The organism is Pantoea sp. JGM49 (genome assembly GCF_018257655.1).
Lineage (GTDB): Bacteria > Pseudomonadota > Gammaproteobacteria > Enterobacterales > Enterobacteriaceae > Pantoea > Pantoea communis.
This window is the reverse complement of sequence record NZ_JAERJM010000003.1, coordinates 345,970-370,031: the sequence shown is the minus strand read 5'-3', so window position 1 is coordinate 370,031 and position 24,062 is coordinate 345,970. Positions and strand designations below refer to the sequence as shown.

Genomic DNA, 24,062 nt, shown 5'->3' with positions numbered 1-24,062 from the left:
GGCTTTGCAGGAACCGGCTTCCTGCTCGCTAATACGGCTCCTGATTCGTCAGGGGCCGTTTCGTTTTTAGTCAGGCATGGTATTCTTAGCGCCTTCAGCCTGACGCCTTCTGGCAAATGTCGTTATAATCACGCCATTCGGGCGATTTATTTTTAAAACTGAGGCAAGTGTTATGGTACCTGTGGTCGCGCTGGTTGGGCGTCCCAATGTGGGAAAATCTACGCTATTTAACCGCTTAACGCGCACTCGTGATGCGCTGGTAGCGGATTTTCCTGGACTGACTCGCGATCGCAAATATGGTCGCGCCGAAGTGGAAGGGCGCGAATTCATTGTTATTGATACCGGCGGTATTGATGGCACCGAGGAAGGCGTCGAAAACCGCATGGCAGAACAATCGCTGCTGGCGATTGAAGAAGCGGATGTGGTGCTGTTCCTGGTGGATGCGCGTGCGGGTGTGATGCCGGCCGATCAACAGATCGCCAATCACCTACGTTCGCGCGAAAAAGCCACCTTCCTGGTCGCGAACAAAACTGACGGTCTCGATCCTGATGCTGCCGTGCTGGATTTCTATGCGCTGGGCTTGGGTGACATTCATCCGATTGCGGCCTCGCACGGTCGCGGTGTGAACAACCTGCTTGAAGCTGCGTTGCTGCCATGGATGGAAGAAGCCGTTCCGGAAGTGGAGTTGACGGAAGAAGAAGAAAACGCCGCTTACTGGGCCGCGTTAGAAGAAGAAGAGGACGAGAAGGCGTTGGCGGAAGAGGAAGAAGAAAACTTCGACCCGACCACCTTGCCGATCAAGCTGGCTATCGTTGGCCGTCCTAACGTCGGCAAGTCAACGCTGACTAACCGCATCCTGGGTGAAGACCGCGTTGTGGTCTTCGATATGCCGGGCACCACGCGTGACAGCATTTACATTCCAATGGAACGTGATGAGCGCGAGTATGTGTTGATTGATACCGCCGGTGTGCGTAAACGCGGAAAAATCACCGAAACCGTAGAAAAATTCTCTGTCATCAAAACGCTGCAGGCCATTGAAGATGCCAACGTGGTGATGCTGGTGATTGATGCACGTGAAGGCATTTCCGATCAGGATCTGTCACTGCTCGGCTTTATCCTGAACAGCGGTCGCTCATTGGTGATCGTGGTCAACAAGTGGGATGGCATGACCCAGGAAGCGCGTGACGAAGTGAAAGAGATGCTGGACTTCCGTCTGGGCTTTATCGATTTCGCGCGCATTCACTTTATCTCGGCGCTGCACGGCAGTGGCGTAGGTAACCTGTTCGAATCCGTGACCGAAGCTTACGACTGCTCAACCAAACGTGTCGGCACCGCGATGCTGACGCGCATCATGACCATGGCTTCTGACGACCATCAGCCGCCGCTGGTGCGTGGTCGCCGCGTGAAGTTGAAGTATGCCCATGCTGGTGGTTATAACCCGCCGATCGTGGTGATTCACGGTAATCAGGTGAAGGATCTGCCAGATTCCTACAAACGTTACCTGATGAACTACTTCCGTCGCTCACTCAACGTGATGGGCACACCGATTCGCATTCAGTTTAAAGAAGGCGACAACCCGTACGCGGGCAAACGTAACCTGCTGACACCGACGCAGCAGCGCAAACGCCAGCGACTGATGTCGCATCTGAAAAAGAATAAGCGTTAAAGTGAAGAGGGCCCAAACGGGCCCTTTTTTTTCGCCCTGATGCCGCACGATAAGCTCATCATCCCTGACATATCGCCTTAGCATCAAAAATTACACTTTGATTCAGCCTCATATTTATTAATAACTTATGACTGGTTTTGTAGCAAAAATGCTATTACGCAGTAACTCCTTCGTTATGGATGTTCACTTTCTAATGAACCAGGTGGTACAATCCTGCCGCCTTGTAGCGAGAATCACTCTCACCTGCGATGTGTCCTTGCTCACAAGCGCCGAATGACGGGCATTGCACCCGTACCAATAGATATAAAATAAAGCGTAACGGTTTGGTTCCTGTCCCCCATCGTTGGCAGGAGCATTGCTACTGGCTACAGCTTGTTAGCCGGCACCAGCGCGTTATTTTTTCAGGAGAGTTTTTGTTATGGCAGAAAATTCCGCTCGTCCCTGCAAAGGGTTGAGTATCTGGTCTGTATTGTTCGGGCTGGTCCTGCTGGCTGTCGGTCTGTTCTTCGCGATCGGCGGTGGCAAGTTGGTCGCTCTGGGCGGCAGCTGGTACTTCCTCATTTCCGGTATTGTGATGTTGCTGTCGGCGGTTCAGTTCTTCCGTCGCAAATCATCCGCCGTGACCTTATTCATTCTGGTCTTCGTTGGCACCCTGATTTGGGCGCTGTTTGATGCGGGCTTCCACTTCTGGCAGCTGGTTTCACGCCTGATGGTGCCTGCAGGCCTGATGCTGCTGGCGTTCCTGACCTGGCCAGCGCTGCGTAAGCGTGAAGGCAAAAGCTCTCTGGCGAAAGTTTCCTATGTCCTTTCAGCAGTTATCGCTGTTGGCATGGTGGCAACTTTCGTGCAGATGTTCCAGCCGCACCCAACCGTCGCTTTCGAAGGCAAACAGCTGCCGCTGATTCCGGTGGACAAGTCTAAACCACAGCAGGACTGGAGCAGCTACGGCCGCACGCCTGAAGGTGACCGTTTCGCGGCGATCGACCAGATCACCCGTGACAACGTAAAAGACCTGCAGGTTGCATGGACCTTCCACACTGGCGATACCCCGATCAGCCCAACCGGTAACGGCGCGGAAGATCAGGAAACGCCACTGCAGGTAGGCAACACCCTGTACCTTTGCACCCCGCACAACAACGTGATTGCGGTTGCAGCGGATACTGGCAAGCAGATCTGGAAGCGTGAAATCAACGCACAGGCAGAAGTGTGGAACCGCTGCCGTGGTCTGGCGTATTTCGATGCGACCAAACCCGTACAGCAGCCAACACAGCCTGGCTCAACGCCGGTTCCTGCGCCAGCTCTGGCGGCAGGTGATACCTGTCAGCGTCGTATTCTAATGAACACCATTGATGCGCGTCTGATTGCCATCAATGCTGACAACGGTGAATTCTGTGAAGACTTCGGCGACCACGGTGTGGTTGACCTGAAAAAAGGTCTGGGTAAAGCGCCCGATCCACAGTATCAGCTGACGTCTGCACCACAGCTGGCCGGCACCACCGTAGTGGTGGGTGGTCGTGTGGCGGATAACGTCCAGACCGATATGCCTGGCGGCGTACTGCGCGGCTTTGACGTCATCACCGGTCAGATGCGTTGGGCGTTTGACCCAGGTAACGATGACCCGAATGCCATCCTGATGCCGGGCAAAGACTACACCCGTAGTACCCCGAACTCATGGGCACCGATGTCATACGACCCGGCGATGAACACTGTGTTCCTGCCAATGGGTAGCTCGTCTGTGGATCTGTGGGGTGCGAATCGTACCAAACTGGATCACACCTACGGCGCATCAATTCTGGCGCTGGATGCGACTACCGGCAAGCAAAAATGGGTTTATCAGACCGTACATAACGATCTGTGGGACTTCGACCTGCCAATGCAGCCGAGCCTGGTTGACTTCCCGATGAAGGATGGCACCACTAAGCCAGCCGTCGTTATCGGTGCAAAAACCGGTATGATTTGGGTGTTGGATCGCCTGACCGGCAAGCCTTTGACGAAAGTTGAAGAGCAGCCAATGCCGCAGGGCCATATCCCGAACGAGCAGTACACCAAAACACAGCCGCACTCAGTGGAAATGCCTAACATCGGCAACCAGAAGCTGACCGAGTCTGACATGTGGGGCGCGACGCCGTTCGACCAATTGGTGTGCCGTATTGCCTTTAAAGGCATGCGTTACGATGGACTGTTCACTGTTCCGGACACTGACAAATCACTCAGCTTCCCAGGTTCACTGGGTGGTATGAACTGGGGCAGCATCTCGTTTGACCCGAACAACCAGTACATGTTTGTTAACGACATGCGTCTGGGCCTGTGGGTACAGATGATTCCTCAGGACACCACTAAGTCTGCTGCCAGCAACGGCGGTGAAGCGATCAACACCGGTATGGGCGCAGTTCCGCTGAAAGGTACCCCTTACGCTGTTAACAAAAACCGCTTCATGTCTCCACTGGGTATTCCGTGCCAGGCACCACCCTTTGGTACGCTGTCAGCTATCGACATGAAAACCCGTCAGATCGTATGGCAGGTGCCAGTCGGTACCGTGCAGGATACCGGTCCATTCGGTATCAAGATGCGCGCACAAATGCCAATCGGTATGCCAACGCTGGGTGGCACCTTGGCAACTCAGGGTGGCCTGGTGTTCATCGCCGGTACGCAGGATTACTATCTGCGCGCCTTCGATAGCTCAACCGGTAAAGAAGTATGGAAAGCTCGTCTGCCAGTCGGCAGCCAGGGTGGCCCAATCAGCTACGTTTCGCCGAAAAATGGCAAACAGTACATCCTGATCTCCGCAGGTGGTGCACGTCAGTCACCAGACCGTGGTGATTACGTGATTGCTTACGCGTTGCCAGACAGCAAGTAAGCCTCAGTAAGAAGAAAGGCCGACATCATGATGTCGGCCTTTTTTTATTAACCATCCGTGGCGCACTTCACTCCTTAAGGTACCTTATTCACTGCTGCTTGGAGGGGCGACGGCTTTTTTGACCTCCTTTTCTTCCAGCTTCCCTGGCTCTTTCAGGATCGTTTCTGAAATTGCCCCCACTGACTTTGCCGCCAGCACTGCCGGCTTCCCTGGCACGCTCTGGGTCCTCTGCAAAGTTCCCAGCACCGCCTCGTTGCTTTTTTTGTGTCATAGCAGAGACCTCATCTAAGGGTGTTTTCTTCGATGTGGACTAGCTAGCCACATTAATGATTATAGTCAGTAAGTTACAGGTTGCCTTGGGAGATCTCCGAGTTCTTCACTGGCCGTCGCGCCAGAGAGCCTCTAATTCTGGCGATGCCACAGTTTCTGGAATTAAAATCACGATGGATCCCGCCTCTTGATGGGTGGCATAGGTGATTTGAATGCGAAAATAGCGCTGATCGCCGCTGCCAAGATTCGCCGCCTGATCTTCCGGTTCCCCTAACGGTAATGCCTGCTCCAGCACGTTACACACCCGCTGTTTTTGTGGCTCCGGAAGTTGAGCCAGCGCAAAGCGGCGCTCGCCTCGCAGATTGGGGATAAAAGCAATGCCGCCTTCACGCGCCAGTTCGATAATGGCGTCATCAGTCAGTTGAATATTCACGTTACGCCTACCTGTTGCCAGGCGGATTGAATTGCTTCCGCCACCGAGCGATTGAATCGCTTGCCGCCATGCTCGACGGTGAAACGCGCAAAGGTGCTGAAATCGGCATCCTGCGGCAGTGTTTTGTCACAGAGGGTGTCGTACCAGGCGTGGCCCGCTAACTCCCAGGCAAAGCCGCCTAGTGCTTTAGCGGCGAGGTAAAACGCACGGTTAGGAATGCCAGAATTGAGGTGAACACCGCCGTTGTCATCCCGCGTTTCGATGTAGTGATCCATATCCGCCGGTTGCGGGTCTTTGCCGAGTTTCGGATCGTCGTAGGCCGTGCCAGGTGCGGACATGGATCGCAGTCCACGGCCTTTAATCCCGGATGCTAACAAGCCCTCACCAATCAACCAGTCAGCCTGATCGGCCGTTTGCTGCAGGTGGAACTGTTTCACCAGCGAGCCGAACACATCAGACATCGATTCATTCAATGCACCAGACTGCTGGAAATAAACCAGCCCGGCCTCGTTCTCGGTCACGCCGTGGGTGAGTTCATGCGCGACCACATCAAGCGCAATGGTAAAGCGGTTAAAAATCTCGCCATCGCCGTCACCAAACACCATCTGCTGACCGTTCCAGAAGGCGTTCTGATACTCCTTGCCGTAATGCACGGTGCCATCCAGCTTCAGGCCCTGGTTATCCAGTGAGTTGCGCTTGAAGATTTGCCAGTAGAAATCGTAGGTGATGCCGAGATAATTCCAGGCCTCCTCGGCAGCGACATCACCATTGCCTGGCTGACCTTCATCGCGGATTAAGGTGCCGGGTAGATTCTGTGTGTTCTTCGCATCAAAGATGGCACGCAACACGCTGCCAGGCTGGGCGGTGGCCGCGCTGGCCGATTTATGATTGTGTTCAGTCATCAGTTGCTGAACATGGGTGAGGGTGCGGCGAGCAGACTCCTGAGGCGCACCCGAACAATGGTCAATGATGTTGCGAAGAATATACGGAGGAATAACGCTGTAGGTCATAGTAACTCCTGGCCGTGAGTGAACATGCCAGAAGTATAGTTTTTCAGCTAGGATCGTGCTTTACGGCTACGCGATTTCTGCGGTTCAAGGGCGGTCACCTGGCTTTCCACCCAGCCATCATCCAGACGGGTGCGCAGCAAATCGCCTTTATGCAATTGCTGGGTTTTCTTCACCAGCTGGCCTTGCGTATCCGTTGTCACACTAAAACCACGCGCCAGTGTGGCAAGCGGACTGACGCCCTCCAGTTGTGCAGCCAGATTACCAAATCGCTGACGATTGTGATTCAGCTGCTTCTCCATGCCCTGTTGCAGGCGATACTGCCACTGCTGCATCTGCTGCTGCGCACGCAGAATGCGCCCTTGAGGCTGCTGCTGATTGAGGCGCTGTAACACGCGATCCTGCTGGCGATTAGCCACGCGCAGACGTTGATCCATTGCCTCGCCGAGGCGACGTTGCAACTGGAACAGTGTGGTTTGCTGGCGTGCCAGACGCAGCTGTGGATGTTGCTGCTGCAAACGATGTTGTATGCGGGTAAAACGGCGTTGCTGCTCTGCAAAGTAGAAATCCATCGCCATTTCCATTCGCTGCTGCTGTGACTGCAAACGGCGCAGCAGTTCGATCTGATTGCGGCTCACGATTTCTGCCGCCGCAGATGGGGTAGGGGCGCGCAGATCGGCGACAAAGTCGGCGATGGTGACGTCTGTCTCGTGGCCGACGGCACTGACGATGGGCAGGCGACTGGCAAAAATAGCACGCGCCACGCGCTCATCGTTAAAGCTCCACAAATCCTCCAGCGAGCCGCCGCCACGGCCGACAATCAGCACGTCACACTCATCACGCTGGTTCGCCAGTTCAATGGCACGCACAATCGCAGCCGGTGCATCCACACCTTGCACCGGCGTGGGATAGATAATTACCGGCAACGAGGGATCGCGGCGATGCAGTACGCGCAGCACATCATGCAACGCGGCACCGGTGGCAGAGGTGATCACACCGACCTGGCGCGCCGGATCGGGCAGCGGCTGTTTGAACTGCTGATCGAACAGCCCTTCGGCCGCCAGTCGCGCTTTCAATTGCTCAAACTGCTGCTGCAGCAGACCTTCACCCGCTGGATGCATGCTTTCGATAATCAGCTGATAGTCGCCACGCGGTTCATACAGCGTAATGCTGGCGCGCACCAAAACCTGCTGACCATGCTGAGGACGGAAGGTGACACGGCGGTTGCTATTACGGAACATCGCGCAGCGGACTTGTGCGCCATCATCCTTTAAGGTGAAGTACCAGTGACCGGAAGAGGGCTGGCTAAAATTTGAGATCTCAGCGCTGAGCCACACCAGGCCCATCTCATTTTCCAGCAGTTGGCGCACCGTGGTATTCAGGCGGCTGACAGTAAAAATATTGGCGGTTGGCGGTAGCGACATGTGATGTAGATCAAATTTTAAATCAGAGGGTTAATCAACCGATACTACATTGCTCACCCGAAGGATCAAGACTTTTTCCTAAAAAACACTGGAGGCAATCGATTTCGGCCTGTATAATGCCGCGGCAATATTTTATCTGTTTTAATCGCCCCCAGGTGGAGATATTGCAATGCTAAGAATCACTAAAGAAGCCCTCACTTTTGACGACGTTCTGCTCGTTCCAGCTCACTCCACTGTCTTACCGAACACCGCTGATCTCAGCACCCAACTGACGAAAAACATCCGTCTGAACATCCCTATGCTGTCTGCTGCTATGGACACGGTGACCGAAGCCGGTCTGGCAATTGCACTGGCGCAGGAAGGCGGTCTGGGCTTTATCCACAAAAACATGTCGATTGAGCGCCAGGCGGATGAAGTTCGCAAAGTGAAAAAACACGAAAGTGGCGTAGTGACCGATCCGCAAACTGTTCTGCCAACCACCACGCTGGCGGCAGTGCAAGAGCTGACCGAGCGCAACGGCTTTGCGGGTTATCCGGTTGTGAACACCGACAACGAACTGGTCGGTATCATTACCGGTCGTGACGTGCGTTTTGTGACGGACCTGAGCCTGCCAGTTTCCGCAGTGATGACACCGAAAGAGCGTCTGGTCACCGTTAAAGAGGGTGAAGCGCGCGACATCGTACTGCAGAAAATGCACGAACAACGTGTTGAGAAAGCGCTGGTTGTGGATGATAGCTTCCATCTGCTGGGCATGATTACCGTTAAAGATTTCCAGAAAGCAGAGCGTAAACCTAACGCCTGTAAAGATGCGGAAGGCCGTCTGCGTGTGGGTGCTGCGGTTGGTGCGGGCGCAGGTAACGAAGAGCGTGTTGACGCGCTGGTTGCTGCGGGCGTTGACGTTCTGCTGATCGACTCTTCTCACGGTCACTCTGAAGGCGTTCTGCAACGTATCCGTGAAACCCGTGCGAAGTATCCAGACCTGGACATCATCGGGGGCAACGTGGCGACCGGTGCAGGTGCATTGGCACTGGCCGAAGCGGGCGTGAGCGCGGTAAAAGTGGGTATCGGCCCTGGTTCAATCTGCACCACGCGTATCGTGACTGGCGTAGGTGTACCACAGATTACCGCCGTTTCTGATGCGGTTGCTGCGCTGGAAGGCACTGGTATCCCGGTTGTGGCTGATGGTGGTATCCGTTTCTCAGGTGACATCGCCAAAGCGATCGCCGCAGGCGCGGCCGCTGTGATGGTCGGTTCTATGCTGGCGGGTACTGAAGAATCTCCAGGCGAAATCGAGCTGTATCAGGGACGTTCGTTCAAATCTTACCGTGGTATGGGTTCACTGGGCGCGATGTCTAAAGGCTCATCTGACCGTTACTTCCAGACCGATAACGCGGCTGACAAACTGGTGCCAGAAGGTATCGAAGGCCGCGTCGCTTACAAAGGCCGTCTGAAAGAGATCGTGCACCAGCAAATGGGCGGTCTGCGCTCTTGCATGGGCCTGACCGGTTGCCCAACCATCAACGATCTGCGTACTAAAGCCGAGTTCGTGCGCATCAGTGGCGCAGGTATCAACGAAAGCCACGTGCATGATGTGACCATCACCAAAGAGTCACCGAACTACCGCATGGGTTCATAATCCCGTAAGATTCAACGCCCGGCACCTGCCGGGCGCTTTTATTATTAAGTCCATCCCAATGGAAACGCCTCAATGACGACTGAAAATATTCATAAACATCGCATTTTGATCCTCGATTTTGGTTCTCAGTATACGCAGCTGGTCGCGCGCCGCGTGCGTGAGCTGGGCGTCTACTGCGAACTCTGGGCGTGGGATGTCACCGAAGAGCAGATTCGTAGCTTCAATCCAAACGGCATCATCCTGTCAGGTGGCCCGGAAAGCACCACTGAGCTGAACAGCCCACGTGCACCAGAATACGTGTTCAATGCTGGCGTACCAGTGCTGGGCGTGTGCTACGGCATGCAGACCATGGCAATGCAGCTGGGCGGCAAGGTTGAAGGCTCCAACGAGCGTGAGTTTGGATATGCGCAGGTTGAAGTGCTGACCCAGAGCGCGCTGGTTCGTGACATCGAAGATGCCATCAGCGCAGCCGGCAAACCGCTGCTGGACGTGTGGATGAGCCACGGTGACAAAGTGACCGCTATCCCGGCTGGCTTTGAAACCGTTGCCAGCACCGAAACCTGTCCGTTTGCCATCATGGCCAACGAAGAGAAGAAATTCTACGGCGTGCAGTTCCACCCAGAAGTGACGCATACCCGTCAGGGCCTGCGCATGCTGGAGCGTTTCATCCGTGATATCTGCGGCTGTGAAGCACTGTGGACGCCAGCCAAGATCATCGAAGATGCGGTTGAGCGTATTCGTGAGCAGGTCGGCGAAGATAAAGTGATCCTTGGCCTGTCAGGTGGTGTGGATTCCTCTGTCACCGCGATGCTGCTGCACCGCGCTATCGGCGATCGCCTGACCTGTGTGTTCGTGGATAACGGCTTGCTGCGTCTGAACGAGGCTGAGCAGGTGATGGATATGTTTGGCGACCACTTTGGTCTGAACATCGTTCACGTTGCCGCTGAAAACCGTTTCCTCAATGCACTGGCGGGCGAGAACGATCCCGAAGCCAAGCGTAAGATCATCGGCCGCGTATTCGTTGAAGTGTTCGACGAAGAAGCGCTGAAGTTGACTGACGTGAAATGGCTGGCACAGGGCACCATCTATCCAGACGTGATCGAGTCTGCTGCTTCTGCTACCGGCAAGGCACACGTGATCAAATCGCATCACAACGTGGGCGGTCTGCCGAAAGAGATGAAGATGGGCCTGGTTGAGCCGCTGAAAGAGCTGTTCAAAGATGAAGTGCGTAAGATCGGCCTGGAACTGGGCCTGCCATACGCCATGCTGTATCGCCATCCGTTCCCGGGTCCAGGTTTGGGCGTGCGTGTACTGGGCGAAGTGAAGAAAGAGTATTGCGACCTGCTGCGTCGTGCCGATGCAATCTTCATCGAAGAACTGCATAAAGCTGACCTGTACAACAAAGTCAGCCAGGCCTTCACCGTGTTCCTGCCAGTACGCTCTGTTGGCGTAATGGGCGACGGTCGTAAATATGATTGGGTTGTTTCACTGCGTGCAGTAGAAACCATCGACTTCATGACCGCGCACTGGGCGCACCTGCCGTACGATTTCCTCGGCCGTGTTTCCAACCGCATCATCAACGAAGTGAACGGCATTTCTCGCGTGGTTTACGATATCTCAGGTAAGCCACCGGCCACGATTGAGTGGGAATGATTTTCGTTAACTGAATTGCCTATCAAGCCCGCTTAAATGCGGGCTTTTTATTTAGATGTGAGGAATCAGTCTAACGCCAGCTGCACGGGTAATCTCTGTAAGGGTAGTGAGCGTTGGATTTCCTTTTTCTGAGAGCGTTTTGTACAACTGCTGGCGCGACAACCCCGATTTGCGAGAGATTTCGCTAATGCCACCCCGAGCCTCAACTACTCGGCGAAGGGCGATCAGAAAGGCAGCTATCCCGCCTTCTTCGTAGATATCTTCCAATGCCGTTTGCAGGTAGATTTCAGCGTAATCCGGGTTTTCTCGCAGCTCTGCTACCATCGCATCGTCGTGACTGACTGCTTTTTTCTTTGGTGCAGATTGAGTGATGATAGTCATGCTGTTACCTCGTTTGATGTTCACGCCAAAATTTTACTGCTTTTGCTAAGTCTTGTTTTTGGGACGATTTATCTCCCCCAATAAGAAGCAAAATTATCCTATCTCCATCGAGTGCGTAGTAGACGCGGTAACCCGGGCCATAATCGATTTTTAATTCCCAAACACCCTCTCTTTCAAATCGGTAGTCGCCAAAGTTTCCACTTTCAGCGCGATCCACTCGAGTATCTATCTTTGCTGCGGCGCGAGGATCCCTCTTTCTTAATTTGATTATCCATTCGGTATAGGGAACTTTGCCATCAGGATCCTGATAACGTTTAGTGGTATACAGCATAGCGTCCTCGCAAGCATTCAATCCAGCGAAAATTGTCTTTTATAAGCGACATTGATGCAACGAAAGGGTTAGTGAAGTGTGTGCATCTGCGAGATATACGCCATTCTTTTATTGCCAACCGACATGCATTTTCAGTGCAATTTGCCCTATCGCATAGTTAGTGAATACAAACTCACCCTACCAATGCATGATGGCAGGTGAATTGTTAATCATCAGGACGCCGTCGATGCTGCCACTGAAAGCCTTTCTCCTCTCTTTCCTCTGTATTGTGCTGCTCTCGCTGGCAGCCAGTTTGGCGCAGGCCACGCGCACCGGTGAGTTAACCAGTGAGCGCGGTGGCTGGGCGACGGCGCGACGGGATTCGGCCGGGATAGCGCCGGACCCGCACCAATATGCCAATCTGGCCATCGTGCAGGTTTATGCTGCGCCCACATATGGCTGGAAGGGCGCTGTCGCGGTGCATCCGTGGATCATTTTTAAGCGTGCAGGGGAGACGCAGTACAACCGCTACGAAGTGATCAGCTGGGGCAGCGGCGATAAGGTGCGTCGCAACGCAAACCTGCCGGATGGATACTGGTACGGCGCGAAACCGCGTTTACTGGTGGAGCATCGCGGCAAGGAAGCAGAAGCAATGATTCCGCAGATCGAAGCGGCGATAAAATCTTACCCATGGCCAACGACCTATCACGCGTGGCCGGGACCGAACAGCAACACCTTTATGGCACACATTGGCCGTGAAGTGCCTGCGTTGAAGCTGGATTTGCCTGCTAATGCACTAGGCAAAGATTATCGCTCTCTGCTTCATCCCATTGGATTACCACCGTCGGGGCGCGGATTACAGGTGTCCTTGCTGGGTGTGTTAGGCGTTACCCTGGGTGCGGAAGAAGGGCTGGAAGTGAATGTGTTGGGATTGAATCTGGGGCTGGACTTCGCGCCATTAAAACTGCGCTTGCCGTTTATTGGCGGAATTGGGCAAGATAATCTGCAAAAGGACAATCCGTGATTGTCTGCGTTCACGTCATGCAAAAAATTGCGTAATGCCATCCACTTAAGCCAGTGAGTGCGTCTTTAACCTGGTACGCATGAATGCGCACTTTATGAAAACCGCACCAAACAATGTAAGGGCGTCATTAACCGCACCGAGCAGCGTAGCGCGTCATTCATGGCGAGCAAAACCAGGCATTACACAATAAATTATGCCGCTATGGCAGGGTGCACTGACCAGTAGCGGCGCTATTTATCGCGCAACGGAAGAATCAGCACACGCCGAAATCGCCTTCTTCGTGATACAAATTCACGCTATCTGCCCTGACTTCGATCTCACGTTTGATGGGATCGTCAATACGTGCACACCATAGCAACTCCCCTTCAACCCGTGTGACCTGCATCTTTGGGCCACCGGTCTTCGACTGCACAAAATCATCAACTTTAAACATGCTGTTTCTCCCTCAGGTCAGTGATAGCGCTAAGTGTATATGCGCTTGAACTCAGGTGCGCTCGATTTTGTGCGCTGGTATCCAACCTCAAATTAAATCCGGGATCACAGGACACTTGTTGTTCTCTCACGCCTTAAATGCTGATGACATAGCATCTGAAAACTGAAGGTGGTTGTCAGTTGACAACCTAATGTTCAAAGTATAAGGTGGCATGCAATGTCAGAAAGGAAGCGACACCCGCACAAAGAGATTGAAAGCGTTTTACGTTATGCAGAAGTTCAGGGATGGAAAATTGTGCAGGGTGGGCATCATGCGTGGGGAAAAATGTATTGCCCGGAGAATTCAGCAGAGTGTCGATGCGGTGATTTCTGTATTACCTGCATTTGGAGCACGCCTAAGAGCCCTGAAAATCATGCCAGGATGTTAAAGCGAGTGGTGGATAACTGCTCAAGAGTGAAACGATAAGGATGTAAAAATGGAATTTGAATTCACGTTACGTTTTCAGTTGAGTGAGGCTGTGTCTGATGACGAAGCCCTGGAACGACTCGGCGCTGCCGGTTGCACTGATGCGCTGGTGGGTACTGGCGTAGCCGGTAAATTGAGTCTGATGTACTACCGGGAAGCGGAGAGTGCGCAGCAAGCGATTCGCGATGCCTTAGCCGAAGTCATTCAGGCTTTACCCGATGCCGAACTGATTGAAGCGGCCCCCGATCTGGTCGGCCTTACGGATATCGCCGAGTTGATCGGCGTATCGCGCCAGAATATGCGGAAGTTAATGCTCACTCACAGCCCGCAGTTTCCACGTCCAATTCATGATGGTAAAACCGCGCTGTGGCACCTTATCGATGTGGTCGAGTGGTTAAATCAACGCGGCTCATCGCGCGTAACACCAGGCATCAGCGAACTGGCGCACGCAACGTTGCAACTCAATTTGCAGCAAGCGCTGCAACGTTACGCGCACTGTCTTTGATTTAACGGTGCAGCAAAAACACCGTTGCCAGACCGAGGAAAATAAAGAAACCGCCGGTGTCGGTGATAGCGGTGATCAGCACGCTGGAACCTACTGCCGGGTCGCGTTTCATCTTGGTCATGATCAACGGAATCAGTACGCCCATGAGCGCCGCCAGCAGCAGATTAAGCACCATCGCCAGCATCATTACGCCACCGAGTTGCATATTGTCGTACATCAACCAGGTGATGCTGCCCATGATTCCGCCCCAGAATAGCCCGTTAATCAGGGCAACGCCGAGTTCACGTACCACCAGAAAGGAGAAGTTACCGGGTTCCACCTGATGTAGCGCCAGTGCACGCACAATCATGGTGATGGTTTGGTTACCGGTGTTACCGCCAATCCCGGCGACGATAGGCATCAGCGCCGCCAGCGCCACCAGTTGAGAAATGGTCTCTTCAAACAGGCCAATTACGCGAGAAGCGATAAATGCGGTACACAGATTGATGGCGAGCCACGCCCAGCGTTTACCCACCGCTTTGCGCACCGGCGCGAACACGTCCTCACCCTGGCTGATACCGCCCATCTTACGAATGTTACTTTCGTTCTCTTCGTTAACCAGATCGATCACGTCTTCCACGGTGATACGGCCAATCAGCTTACCTTTCGCATCAATAACGGCGGCAGAGATCAGGTTATAACGCTCAAAGGCACTGGCTGCATCTTCGGCTTTGTCGTCGAGCTGAAAGGTGGTCGGGCGCGCATTCATCACGTCAGAAACCAGCGTCTTTGGCTTGTTGAGTAAAATGTCGGTGAGTGTTAACTCACCCAGCAACTGATTCTGTTCGTCAGTAATAAAGATTTTATCGGTACCATCCGGCATGCTTTTGCGCTTGCGCAGAAAGCGCTGCACGGTGGCGAGGGTCACGTCAGATCGGACAGTCAGAATATTGAAATCCATCACCTGGCCCACGCGGTCGCGATCAAGCTCGATCACTTCCAGCAGGCGTGCACGCAAGTTTGGCTCCAGCGTGGTGAGTAAACGTCCGGTTAAATCACGCGGCAGATAGCGAGCCAGATATACCTGATCGTCGATGTCCAGCGGCTCAATAGCGTGCAGAATCTCGCGATCAGTCATACCTTCCGTCAGGCTGGCCCAGACGGTTTCAGAGGCTTCGACCAGCACGCGACCGCGCTGTTCGGAGGGCACAAGGCGCCATAATGCCAGACGCTCTTGTTCAGGTAGCGCTTCGAGGATATCCGCTAAGTCAGCCGCGTGCAGTTGATGCAGCTCTTCTTCCAGCTGATGGCGCCAGTCGGTGATCTCCCGCAACTCGGCGGCATTGAGATCGATAGATTTATCCAGCAGCACATCAACGAGATCGTCCTCGCTGAGGAGCAGATGCAAGATGCGCTGACGGATTTCAGTTAATTGTTGTGCATACGGAGCAGACATAACGCGTCCTTTGTGTCTGTAAAGTCAGGTCAAAGTGTAGCGCGTTGCGGGTAATCAGGGCGCATTAAGCAGCATTGTCACAATCGGGCAATGTGAAGCGGCAAGCAACGATGACCCGCAAATTCCTTAGCGCGAATCGCTGGTGCTCAGTGTGGTGACCGGCTCAGGTGCGGCTTTTTTTTGCTGATGATGCTCAATCGCACCGGGGATAATGAAAATCAGACGGCCAACCAAAATGAAGAAACTGATCAGCAAAATAATGCGAGTCATGGTACCGGTTTTGGGACGTCTTCGTGCTGGGATGGCGCTGTTCACGCGGGGTGGTTCCTTTAAATGCCCGGCTGGGCGATGGCAACATTTAGTCACAGTTAGATCGTCAGGTCAATTGCTGTGTGAAAAATGAGCAGTAATGGTTAAGGGTGCGTTGATCAAAATCAGATGGGGCCGCATTTCGCGGCCTCGTCATCAATAGCTGGCTTTTTGCGCCAGTAGCGTGGCGAAACGGTATTTGATGCGATCGCCGTTTTCATCACGACGATGCAGTTCACCGATTTCCTCGTTGTACTTCACGATGTGCCAGTTGCGATAGTAATGGCTCAGCTCGCCGGATTTGAACGTAAACGGGAAGTTCTGCGAGTTGGGATAATCATCCGTGCTCATCGCCGCCACAATCAGGTTATAGCCATATTTCAGCGTACTGGCCTGCATATCGGCAATCAGCTGTGGGATGGATTCCGGTTGCAGGAACATCATCACCACTGTGGAGAGCACGAACTGATAGCCGCCGTTGAAACGCACCTTATTGAGATCGCACAGTTCCGTGCGAATGTTCTCCAGATTCTCTTCCTGAATAATGCTATTCAGACGCTCAAGGCTAACGGGATTGCTGTCCCAGGCCGTCACGTCAAAACCATGCTGATTCAGGAACAGGCTATTACGGCCCTGGCCGCAGCCGAGGTCTAACGCTTTGCCCACTGCCAGTTTTGGCAATGCAGCCAGCACTTCGGAGTGGGTCGGTGTCAGACCGTATTTTTCCGCGAAATAGTTATCGGGACGTGTTGTCATAGTGATACAGCGGGCCAGCAGCCCGCATTACTCCTCTTCCAGCGTCAGTTTCCAGCCGGTGACATCATTCCAGTAGGCTTGCTCACGCTCCAGATCCAGCTGTACCAGCGTATTCTGGCTCAGATAGCCACGCGGGAAAGTCAGCGTCCAGTTGCTGTCATCCGCCTTGAGCTTGAGCGAGTCCGGCTTGGTGGTGGCCTGGCGCTGATTATTCAGCAGCGTACCCAGACGTAACAGGAACACCATCGGCAGGAACTGTTTCTTTTTGAACAAGGTGAAACGTGGCATCTCATCCTGCTTCACCGCTTTACGGTGGTAGCGTACCAGCATGGCCAACAGCATCTGTTGATCCTGATTAAAACCAGGCATGTTGGAGTTCTGCAGGATGTAAGCTGAATGGCGCTGCATGCCGCTGTGATTGATGGTCAATCCGACTTCATGCAGCAGCGCAGCCCATTTCAGCAGCGCGGAGAGCTGTGGATTCGCCAGCTTGGGATTTTGATCCAGCCACTGCAGATAAAGCTGCTCGGTCGTTTCCAGCACGCGGCGTGCCTGATCGCTATCGATAGCGTAGTGGTTAGCCAGACTTTGCGCGGTGCGGCTGCGGATATCCTGATGGCGGAAGCGACCTTCCATCTCATACAGCACACCTTCACGCAGCGCGCCATCAGACAGGCGCAGTTCGCGAATCGCCAGCGCATCAAACACGCCACACAGAATCGCTAAGCCAGGTACAAACACCGCTTTACGCTCTTCCGATAAGCCCGGCAGACTCAACGCATTGAAAGACTTGTGCTTCAATACTTCATCAACCAGCATTTCCAGCGTTTCCGGGGTGATCAGTTTCTCTTTCTCACCCATTGCCAGCAGCACTTCGCAGGCCGCTTTGATCGAGCCTGAAGCACCCAGCGCATACTGCCAGCCGTGCAGACGATACTGCCACGCCATGGTTTCCAGCTTCTGCGCCGCGGACAAACGCGCGCGACGGAAGTGTTCAGGCGAAATTTCCCCTTTCGGGAAATAGAGATTGGCAAAGCTGACACAACCCATGCGGCGGCTTTCCACCAGCTGCGGTTCAAAATCCTCACCGATCACCAGTTCGGTTGAACCGCCGCCGATATCGATCACCAGCTTGCGGCCTTTTTCCGGCTGCGTGTGCTCCACGCCCATGAAGATCAGACGCGCTTCTTCGTTGCCAGAGATGATCTCGATCGGATAGGGGATCACCTCTGCGGCGCGCTGCAGGAACTCTTCGGCATTGGTGGCGATACGCAGCGTGTGCGTACCGACGATAGTGACGTTTGCCGGGCTGAACCCCTGTAAACGCTCCGCAAACAGCGCCAGGCAGCTCAGGCCACGCTCCATCGCCTCATCGCTCAGGCGATTTTGCGCATCTAACCCATCGGCCAGATGCACGCGCTGTTTCAAACGCCCCAACACTTGCATGGCGCCATCGACCACACGGGCAATGACCATGTGGAAACTGTTTGAGCCCAGATCGATGGCAGCAAATTCCTGCGGTTTCGGCGTACTTTTATGGGAAATTGGCATAGGCGTTATTCGGGTTGTTCCAGTTTCTTGATGTAATCGTAAATCGCCAGCTGCGAGCGCACCTTCTTGCGATTGCCGCGCGGAACATAACGGTTACTCAGTTCTTTGTCCACGATGCGCGCTTTCACGGTATCACTCAACAGAATGGCAATGATATCCAGAATGCGCTGCTTCACGCGGGGATCAAGGATCGCCACGGCCACCTCTATACGGTGATCGATATTACGCGTCATCCAGTCTGCGGAAGAGAGATAAACCTTTTTCTCGCCGTCGCTCTCAAAAATATAGACGCGGTCATGCTCAAGATAACGGTCAACGATGCTGGTAATACGAATATTTTCGCTGATGCCCGGTAAATCAGGGATCAGAGAACACATGCCGCGCACCAGTAAATTGATCTTCACGCCCGCAGATGACGCGGCATAGAGGCGATCTACCAGGCCGTTATCGACGAGGTTGTTGATTTTCAGCGTAATGCCCGCCGGTTTTTTCTGCTGGGCATTGGCGATCTCGGCATCGATCAACTTATACAGCATGTCGCGCGAGTTCTGCGGCGACACCAGTAAGTGTTCGAACGTCACCGGACGATACGGGTTCTCAATAAAGTTGAACACGCGGCGCACTTCATTGGTGATGCGCGCATCGGCGGTCAGCAATGAATAGTCAGTATAAATGCGTGCGGTTTTTTCGTTGAAGTTACCGGTGCCGATATGCGCATAACGCACAATCTCATCGCCTTCACGACGTGAAATCAGGAACAGTTTGGCGTGAATTTTCAGACCCGGCGCGGAGAAGATCACGTGCACGCCCGCTTCGGTCAGGCGTTTTGCCCAACGAATATTGGCTTCTTCATCAAAACGCGCCTGCAGCTCCACCACCACAGTCACTTTTTTACCGTTGTACGCCGCGTGGATCATCGCATCCATGATGCGTGAGTTTTTAGCGACACGATAAATGTTGATCTTAATCGCCAGCACGCTTGGGTCGAACGATGCCTGACGCAACAGCTCCAGCACGTGCTCAAAGGTGTGATACGGATAGTAGAGCAGCACATCGCGATTACGGATGGCATCGAAACCGTTACGGAAGCCATCAAAGCCGATGTGACGGATTTGCGGCAGCGGACGGTTTTCCAGATTGGCTTTGCCGACGTTCGGGAAGCCAATAAAGTCTTTAAAGTTGTGGTAACGGCCGCCCGGCACAATCGAATCGTAGTTCGAAATCGACAGCTTATGGCGCAGCATTTCCACCATCGCATCCGGCATATCACGCTGATACACAAAGCGCACCGGTTCTGCGTTAAGACGCTGCTTCAGGCTGGAGGACATCAGTTCCAGCAGGCTTGATTCCATCTCGGTAACGAGGTCATATTCAGCATCGCGCGTCATCTTCATCGAATAAGCATTCAGCGCATCGTAATCGAAGAAGCCTTTGAAGATCTCATCCAGGCAATAGCGCAGGATGTTATCCAGCAGAATCATCGGCTTGCGACGACGCGGTGATTCAGCGGGTAAATTGACGAAACGTGGGACCTTGTCAGACGGGATTTCCAGCAGCGCGTAACGAATATCGTCGCCGCGAATAATCTCAACCGCCAGATAGGTGTAGTCGTCTTTGAGGAACTCAATCAGATCGGTGTCGTGGTTAATCAGAATCGGCGTGACGTGCTGGCGTAATTGATGTTTGAAGTAATAGCGCAGCCACTCTTGCTGATTCGGCGACAGCTGGCGTTCGTTAATCAGAAAGATCTGATTACGTGCCATCTCCAGCAGCAGGTCGTTGTACAGTGCATCGAATTCCTGATCCGATTTCTGCACCCGCAGCTGAATTTTTTTCAGGATATGACGAAGGGTCGTCGGCGTGCCCTGTTCCTCACCAATCAGAATGCGACGTTTCAGATCGGCGAAGCGCACTTTGTAGAACTCTTCGAGATTGTTGGAATAGATTCCCAGGAAGCGCATGCGCTCGATTAGCGGGTTCGTTTTGTCCGCTGCTTCCTGTAATACACGTTCGTTGAAGCTTAACCAGCTTATTTCTTTTTCTATATACAGCTTTTCCTGACCCATTCTGACTCCGTGAGGCTGTTGCTGGACGGATTGTCCGGCGGGAAAATCGCAAAAATGCGCCTCCGCTCAGTGTCCGTCACCATTATGGCGAGAGTATGGCAAGCTTGTCCAACGCCAAAGGTTGTCTTATCAATCAGCTACGGGCAACATAGCGACGTGTTTTCACCTGTAACCTGGCCTGCATGAGCATAAATCGTATCCCTGTCCATTTCAGCGACCGCCGTCGCCGTGCTGTCGATCAGTTTGTTCGTCGCGTGGTGACAGGCTGCGGCGTGGGCATTTTGCTGCTGATGCTGCTGCTATTCTTCTGGCTGATCTGGGTGGTGTTACCCCTTTTCAGCGCGCCGGGCATGCAAGCCACCACCAATATGCAGCTTTGGGATAAAGCCCAGGTACTGGCGATGGGCAGCGATGGGCATCTCGGCTGGCGCATCAGCCGCAACGAGGCGCGCTTTATTCCACTCGATGGGCAGCCCGCCGCTGAGGCGCTGGTGCTGCAACAGCACCCTGATGCGGCGGTCAACAGCAGCAATAGCAATAGCGTATTGCTCAATATGCAGGGCGCACTGCTGCTGATGCAACCGCTGATCCACGAAAACCACGGTCAATGGTTCTTCCCGTTTGGCGATCGTCCGCTGCATCTGGCGCAAGGCGCGGTCACCACCATGGCGCTCACCTCGCTAAGCGATCACCAATGGCGGATTGCCGCCCAAACGCCGGCAGGCATCAGCGTAATGACGCTGGAGAACCAGCAAACCGTTAATCAGATTTTGCTGCCACAGCAGCAAGCCGAGCATTTGCTGTTATCCCCCGATGGCACATTGCTGTACGCCAGCGAAGGGCGTTTGCTGCGTGTATGGCAAATCACGCCAGAAGGCGCTCAGCTGCGCGAAACGCAGACCCTTAACCAGCGTCCGCAAAGCCTGCATATCCTCACCGGGGGGCGCACGCTGCTGATTCAGGATACCCAGGGGGTCAAGCAATGGTTTGCCATCGCAGGCGATAAAGGGCCGCGGTTGCAGGAAATTCATACCTTTGATCACAGCCAGGATGCGCTGAAGGTTGTGCCTGAGGCGCAGCGTCGTGTGTTTGCCACCTTTAATGCAGCGGGTGAGGTCAAACTGTTCGCCAGCAAGCAGCAGGGACCGATTTTGACGCGTCAGCTGGCACCGGGCATCCAGGCGCTGGCCTTTTCACCCCGCGGCGATGCGCTGATTATTGAACGGGAAGGGCAGTGGCAACAGTTTGCGCTGGATAATCCGTGGCCCGATTTCACCTGGCGCAATCTGTGGCAAAAAATCTGGTACGAAAACTATCCTCAGCCCGATTGGGTATGGCAATCCACTGCGGCTGGCGACAGCTATCAGGCCAAATTCAGTCTGATACCGATGGTGCTGGGCACGCTAAAAGCGGCCTCGCTGGCGCTGCTGTTTGCCACACCGCTGGCTCTGGCGGCGGCAATGTACACCGCATGGTTTATGTCTCCGGGATTACGCCGCTGGGTGAAGCCGGGCATTGAAATGATGGGCGCGTTGCCAAGCGTGGTGATTGGCTTGATTGCCGGCGTCTGGCTGGCACCGCACGTGAGTACCGCGCTGGTCGGCGTGTTGCTGCTACCGCTGGTGCTGGCGGTGACTTTATTGCTGTGCGGCGTGCTCAGTCCGCATTTGCCAGCGCGTTGGCGACGCCCAGGTTTCGAGGTGATTCTGCTGCTGCCGGTATTGCTGGCCGTCACACTCCTGACGCTGTGGCTGCCCACGCAGTTGTGGCCGGATATCGGCGAGCGGTTGGCGCATTATGAACAACGCAACTTATTGGTCGCGGCGCTGGCGATGGGCTTTGCATTGGTGCCGTTGATTTTCACCTTGTCAGAAGATGCTTTATTCAGCGTGCCGGGCGCGCTGGGGCAAGGTTCACTGGCGCTGGGCGCTACGCCGTGGCAAACCCTGACGCGTGTGGTGCTGCCAGGTGCATCAGCAGGCATTTTTGCTGCCCTGATGATCGGTTTTGGCCGCGCGGTAGGGGAAACCATGATTGTGCTGATGGCCACCGGTAACACGCCGGTCAGTGAAGGCGGCTTGTTTGCCGGATTACGTGCACTTTCGGCTAACATCGCCATTGAGATGCCGGAAGCGGCAGCGGGCAGTGCGCATTACCGAATTCTGTTCCTGAGTGCGCTGTTGTTACTGATATTCACTTTAGTGATCAACACCGTTGCGGAGTTGATTCGTCAGCGTCTGCGCCAGCGCTACAGCCAGCATGAGGGACAGGGATGAAAGCGATGCGTCAAAACGATCGCTGGCGCTGGCTGACTGCTGGTGCGGTGGCCGTGTGTTTACTGGCGTTTACCTTGCTGATTGGCCTGCTGGGATGGCAGGGCATGCGCGCCTTCTGGCCACAACCGGTGGATCAATATCTGTTCCAGCCGCCGGAAGGCTCGGCGGTGATGGTGCTGGGCGAAACGCTGAACCAACAGCCGCAGGGCGAGCAGTGGCGCTATGTGGTGAAAACCGGCAATCGTGACTTTGCCGCACCGGATTTCCGTGTGCTGTATAGCCAGGGCGCGGCGAAAACGCGTCGCCCGGCAGATGTGGTGGTTTTACAGCGCCGCAGCGGTGGCAACGCTTACGGCTGGCTGATTGAACTGCGGGAAGATAATGAAGTGCTGACCGCGCGCGATCGTGATGCGCTGCTGCATCAGCGGCTGGCACAGGTGCATGAGCAGTTACGCCAGGCCAGCCATATTCGTCGAGTGCAAATGGCGCGCCTCAATGCACAGCTGGAAAGCCTGCAGCAGCAAGCTGATGAGCAACGTCAGCGCGGCACGTTCACCCTGCAGGATCAATCGGAATTCGATGCCAACAGCGTGGCGCTGCAACGGCGCTTTAGCGCACTAGCGCAACAACTGACCCATCTGCAACATGAGAGCGAACGCGACACGTTGGTGCTGCGCGATGTGCAGGGGCAGGATCATATCATTCCGCTGGCGCAGGTGGTGGATGCCTGGTATCCGAATGCGATGTCGTTTAGGCAGAAAGTACAGCACTTCTTCAGTCAAATCTGGCAGTTTGTCAGCGATTCCCCGACATCAGGCGGCGGCGAGAGCGGGGCGTTCCCGGCGATTTTTGGCACCGTGCTGATGGTGTTGCTGATGTCGATCATCGTGATGCCGCTGGGGGTGGTGGCGGCGGTGTGGCTGCACGAATATGCCGGACGTCATGCGTTAACGCGGCTGGTGCGCATCGCGGTGGTGAATCTCGCCGGTGTGCCGTCGATTGTGTATGGCGTGTTTGGTCTGGGCTTCTTTGTCTGGTTGATCGGCGGCACGATTGATCAGCTGTTTTTCTCGCGCGCGTTGCCGAATCCGACCTATGGCACGCCGGGCCTGCTATGGGCGGCGTTGACGCTGGCGCTGCTGACATTACCCGTGGTGATTGTCGCCACCGAAGAGGGGCTGTCACGCATCCCGGATAATCTGCGTCAGGGCTCGCTGGCGCTGGGTGCCACTCAGGCGGAAACGCTGTGGCGCGTGGTGTTACCGCTGGCGGTCCCGGCGATGCTCACCGGCCTGATTCTGGCTGTAGCGCGTGCAGCAGGGGAAACCGCCCCGCTGATGCTGGTGGGTGTGGTGAAAATGGCCCCGGAGTTACCGGTGGATGCGGTGTTCCCCTATTTGCACCTCGACCGCAAATTTATGCACCTCGGTTTTCAGATTTACGATTTGGCCTTCCAGAGCCCGAATATCGACGCTGACCGACCGCTGGTTTACGCCACCGCCTTGCTGCTGGTGGTGATCATCCTGTCGCTCAATCTGTTGGCGATGGCGCTGCGGCATCGGCTGCGCGAGCGTTACCGCCTCATGACGCACTAGAAAGGTTTTT

General features: G+C 54.5%; 21 protein-coding genes. 9 read left to right on the top strand and 12 right to left on the bottom strand.

The genetic code is table 11. From position 1 onward, the window contains the following. Positions 1–172 precede the first annotated feature (172 nt). Positions 173–1,666 carry a ribosome biogenesis GTPase Der gene (der, locus tag JK231_RS07780; RefSeq protein ID WP_034825679.1) on the top strand — a complete coding sequence of 498 codons (1,494 nt, stop codon included), beginning with the start codon at positions 173–175 and terminating at the stop codon, positions 1,664–1,666. Between the two features lie 418 nt (positions 1,667–2,084). Then, on the top strand, positions 2,085–4,523 hold the full coding sequence (locus tag JK231_RS07775; RefSeq protein ID WP_097118604.1) for a glucose/quinate/shikimate family membrane-bound PQQ-dependent dehydrogenase: 2,439 nt from the start codon (positions 2,085–2,087) through the stop codon (positions 4,521–4,523). 88 nt (positions 4,524–4,611) lie between these two features. On the opposite strand, the gene JK231_RS07770 is transcribed toward JK231_RS07775, so the two are convergent. The 4 genes from JK231_RS07770 to xseA form a co-directional block, all read right to left on the bottom strand. Further along, positions 4,612–4,794, bottom strand: a complete 183-nt coding sequence (locus JK231_RS07770) for a general stress protein (protein ID WP_045814915.1) — start codon at positions 4,792–4,794, stop codon at positions 4,612–4,614. A 105-nt stretch (positions 4,795–4,899) separates the two neighbouring features. Next, positions 4,900–5,226, bottom strand: coding sequence for a protealysin inhibitor emfourin (locus tag JK231_RS07765; RefSeq protein WP_034825682.1), 327 nt, complete (start codon positions 5,224–5,226; stop codon positions 4,900–4,902). Further along, positions 5,223–6,236: a M4 family metallopeptidase gene (locus JK231_RS07760; RefSeq protein WP_160834291.1), complete on the bottom strand. Its 1,014-nt coding sequence runs from the start codon at positions 6,234–6,236 to the stop codon at positions 5,223–5,225. The genes JK231_RS07765 and JK231_RS07760 overlap by 4 nt, the downstream gene beginning before the upstream one ends. A 47-nt stretch (positions 6,237–6,283) precedes the next feature. Then, a complete protein-coding gene (xseA, locus tag JK231_RS07755; protein ID WP_097118602.1) occupies positions 6,284–7,657 on the bottom strand; it encodes an exodeoxyribonuclease VII large subunit in 1,374 nt (457 codons plus the stop codon). A 169-nt stretch (positions 7,658–7,826) separates the two neighbouring features. On the opposite strand from xseA, the gene guaB reads away from it, so the two are divergent. After that, on the top strand, positions 7,827–9,293 hold the full coding sequence (gene guaB / locus JK231_RS07750; RefSeq protein WP_211728311.1) for an IMP dehydrogenase: 1,467 nt from the start codon (positions 7,827–7,829) through the stop codon (positions 9,291–9,293). Between the two features lie 72 nt (positions 9,294–9,365). After that, on the top strand, positions 9,366–10,946 hold the full coding sequence (gene guaA / locus JK231_RS07745) for a glutamine-hydrolyzing GMP synthase (protein WP_097118601.1): 1,581 nt from the start codon (positions 9,366–9,368) through the stop codon (positions 10,944–10,946). Positions 10,947–10,997: 51 nt separating this feature from the next. On the opposite strand, the gene JK231_RS07740 is transcribed toward guaA, so the two are convergent. Both JK231_RS07740 and JK231_RS07735 read right to left on the bottom strand, forming a co-directional pair. After that, positions 10,998–11,327: an addiction module antidote protein gene (locus tag JK231_RS07740; protein WP_211728310.1), complete on the bottom strand. Its 330-nt coding sequence runs from the start codon at positions 11,325–11,327 to the stop codon at positions 10,998–11,000. A gap of 4 nt (positions 11,328–11,331) precedes the next feature. Then, positions 11,332–11,658, bottom strand: a complete 327-nt coding sequence (locus tag JK231_RS07735; protein WP_211728309.1) for a type II toxin-antitoxin system RelE/ParE family toxin — start codon at positions 11,656–11,658, stop codon at positions 11,332–11,334. Between the two features lie 226 nt (positions 11,659–11,884). Here JK231_RS07735 and JK231_RS07730 point away from each other — a divergent pair, with 226 nt between their 5' ends. Beyond that, positions 11,885–12,661, top strand: a complete 777-nt coding sequence (locus tag JK231_RS07730; protein WP_211728308.1) for a DUF3750 domain-containing protein — start codon at positions 11,885–11,887, stop codon at positions 12,659–12,661. Between the two features lie 253 nt (positions 12,662–12,914). Here JK231_RS07730 and JK231_RS07725 read toward each other — a convergent pair whose 3' ends face one another. Continuing rightward, positions 12,915–13,094, bottom strand: a complete 180-nt coding sequence (locus JK231_RS07725) for a hypothetical protein (RefSeq protein ID WP_034825711.1) — start codon at positions 13,092–13,094, stop codon at positions 12,915–12,917. Between the two features lie 216 nt (positions 13,095–13,310). Here JK231_RS07725 and JK231_RS25465 point away from each other — a divergent pair, with 216 nt between their 5' ends. After that, positions 13,311–13,559 carry a hypothetical protein gene (locus JK231_RS25465; protein ID WP_071845604.1) on the top strand — a complete coding sequence of 83 codons (249 nt, stop codon included), beginning with the start codon at positions 13,311–13,313 and terminating at the stop codon, positions 13,557–13,559. A gap of 10 nt (positions 13,560–13,569) precedes the next feature. Further along, positions 13,570–14,064: a hypothetical protein gene (locus JK231_RS07720; protein ID WP_058959124.1), complete on the top strand. Its 495-nt coding sequence runs from the start codon at positions 13,570–13,572 to the stop codon at positions 14,062–14,064. A 1-nt stretch (position 14,065) separates the two neighbouring features. On the opposite strand, the gene mgtE is transcribed toward JK231_RS07720, so the two are convergent. The 5 genes from mgtE to ppk1 form a co-directional block, all read right to left on the bottom strand. Further along, positions 14,066–15,499, bottom strand: a complete 1,434-nt coding sequence (mgtE, locus tag JK231_RS07715; RefSeq protein ID WP_058959123.1) for a magnesium transporter — start codon at positions 15,497–15,499, stop codon at positions 14,066–14,068. 126 nt (positions 15,500–15,625) lie between these two features. Next, on the bottom strand, positions 15,626–15,814 hold the full coding sequence (locus JK231_RS07710; RefSeq protein WP_034825717.1) for a YfgG family protein: 189 nt from the start codon (positions 15,812–15,814) through the stop codon (positions 15,626–15,628). Between the two features lie 150 nt (positions 15,815–15,964). Beyond that, positions 15,965–16,564, bottom strand: a complete 600-nt coding sequence (tehB, locus tag JK231_RS07705; RefSeq protein WP_211728307.1) for a tellurite resistance methyltransferase TehB — start codon at positions 16,562–16,564, stop codon at positions 15,965–15,967. Positions 16,565–16,591: 27 nt separating this feature from the next. Next, a complete protein-coding gene (gene ppx, locus JK231_RS07700; protein WP_211728306.1) occupies positions 16,592–18,115 on the bottom strand; it encodes an exopolyphosphatase in 1,524 nt (507 codons plus the stop codon). Positions 18,116–18,120: 5 nt separating this feature from the next. Next, entirely contained in the window at positions 18,121–20,181 is a 2,061-nt protein-coding gene (ppk1, locus tag JK231_RS07695; RefSeq protein WP_097118592.1) for a polyphosphate kinase 1, read from the bottom strand. Between the two features lie 182 nt (positions 20,182–20,363). Between ppk1 and JK231_RS07690 the strand changes: the two genes are divergently transcribed. Then, the gene (locus JK231_RS07690; RefSeq protein ID WP_211728305.1) at positions 20,364–22,457 is read left to right on the top strand and encodes an ABC transporter permease subunit; all 2,094 of its coding nucleotides are present in this window, start codon (positions 20,364–20,366) and stop codon (positions 22,455–22,457) included. Further along, the gene (gene pstA, locus JK231_RS07685) at positions 22,454–24,052 is read left to right on the top strand and encodes a phosphate ABC transporter permease PstA (RefSeq protein WP_211728304.1); all 1,599 of its coding nucleotides are present in this window, start codon (positions 22,454–22,456) and stop codon (positions 24,050–24,052) included. Before JK231_RS07690 ends, pstA begins: the two co-directional genes overlap by 4 nt. Positions 24,053–24,062 lie beyond the last annotated feature (10 nt).

What these genes read in the sequence shown, in the direction of transcription:
- JK231_RS25465 (WP_071845604.1), top strand. Translation starts at nt 13,311, where the DNA reads ATGTCAGAAAGGAAGCGACACCCGCACAAAGAGATTGAAAGCGTTTTA.
- ppx (WP_211728306.1), bottom strand. Translation starts at nt 18,115, where the DNA reads ATGCCAATTTCCCATAAAAGTACGCCGAAACCGCAGGAATTTGCTGCC.
- JK231_RS07720 (WP_058959124.1), top strand. Translation starts at nt 13,570, where the DNA reads ATGGAATTTGAATTCACGTTACGTTTTCAGTTGAGTGAGGCTGTGTCT.
- JK231_RS07735 (WP_211728309.1), bottom strand. Translation starts at nt 11,658, where the DNA reads ATGCTGTATACCACTAAACGTTATCAGGATCCTGATGGCAAAGTTCCC.
- JK231_RS07770 (WP_045814915.1), bottom strand. Translation starts at nt 4,794, where the DNA reads ATGACACAAAAAAAGCAACGAGGCGGTGCTGGGAACTTTGCAGAGGAC.
- JK231_RS07760 (WP_160834291.1), bottom strand. Translation starts at nt 6,236, where the DNA reads ATGACCTACAGCGTTATTCCTCCGTATATTCTTCGCAACATCATTGAC.
- ppk1 (WP_097118592.1), bottom strand. Translation starts at nt 20,181, where the DNA reads ATGGGTCAGGAAAAGCTGTATATAGAAAAAGAAATAAGCTGGTTAAGC.
- tehB (WP_211728307.1), bottom strand. Translation starts at nt 16,564, where the DNA reads ATGACAACACGTCCCGATAACTATTTCGCGGAAAAATACGGTCTGACA.
- mgtE (WP_058959123.1), bottom strand. Translation starts at nt 15,499, where the DNA reads ATGTCTGCTCCGTATGCACAACAATTAACTGAAATCCGTCAGCGCATC.
- JK231_RS07775 (WP_097118604.1), top strand. Translation starts at nt 2,085, where the DNA reads ATGGCAGAAAATTCCGCTCGTCCCTGCAAAGGGTTGAGTATCTGGTCT.
- JK231_RS07730 (WP_211728308.1), top strand. Translation starts at nt 11,885, where the DNA reads ATGCTGCCACTGAAAGCCTTTCTCCTCTCTTTCCTCTGTATTGTGCTG.
- guaA (WP_097118601.1), top strand. Translation starts at nt 9,366, where the DNA reads ATGACGACTGAAAATATTCATAAACATCGCATTTTGATCCTCGATTTT.
- der (WP_034825679.1), top strand. Translation starts at nt 173, where the DNA reads ATGGTACCTGTGGTCGCGCTGGTTGGGCGTCCCAATGTGGGAAAATCT.
- JK231_RS07725 (WP_034825711.1), bottom strand. Translation starts at nt 13,094, where the DNA reads ATGTTTAAAGTTGATGATTTTGTGCAGTCGAAGACCGGTGGCCCAAAG.
- xseA (WP_097118602.1), bottom strand. Translation starts at nt 7,657, where the DNA reads ATGTCGCTACCGCCAACCGCCAATATTTTTACTGTCAGCCGCCTGAAT.
- JK231_RS07690 (WP_211728305.1), top strand. Translation starts at nt 20,364, where the DNA reads ATGAGCATAAATCGTATCCCTGTCCATTTCAGCGACCGCCGTCGCCGT.
- guaB (WP_211728311.1), top strand. Translation starts at nt 7,827, where the DNA reads ATGCTAAGAATCACTAAAGAAGCCCTCACTTTTGACGACGTTCTGCTC.
- JK231_RS07740 (WP_211728310.1), bottom strand. Translation starts at nt 11,327, where the DNA reads ATGACTATCATCACTCAATCTGCACCAAAGAAAAAAGCAGTCAGTCAC.
- pstA (WP_211728304.1), top strand. Translation starts at nt 22,454, where the DNA reads ATGAAAGCGATGCGTCAAAACGATCGCTGGCGCTGGCTGACTGCTGGT.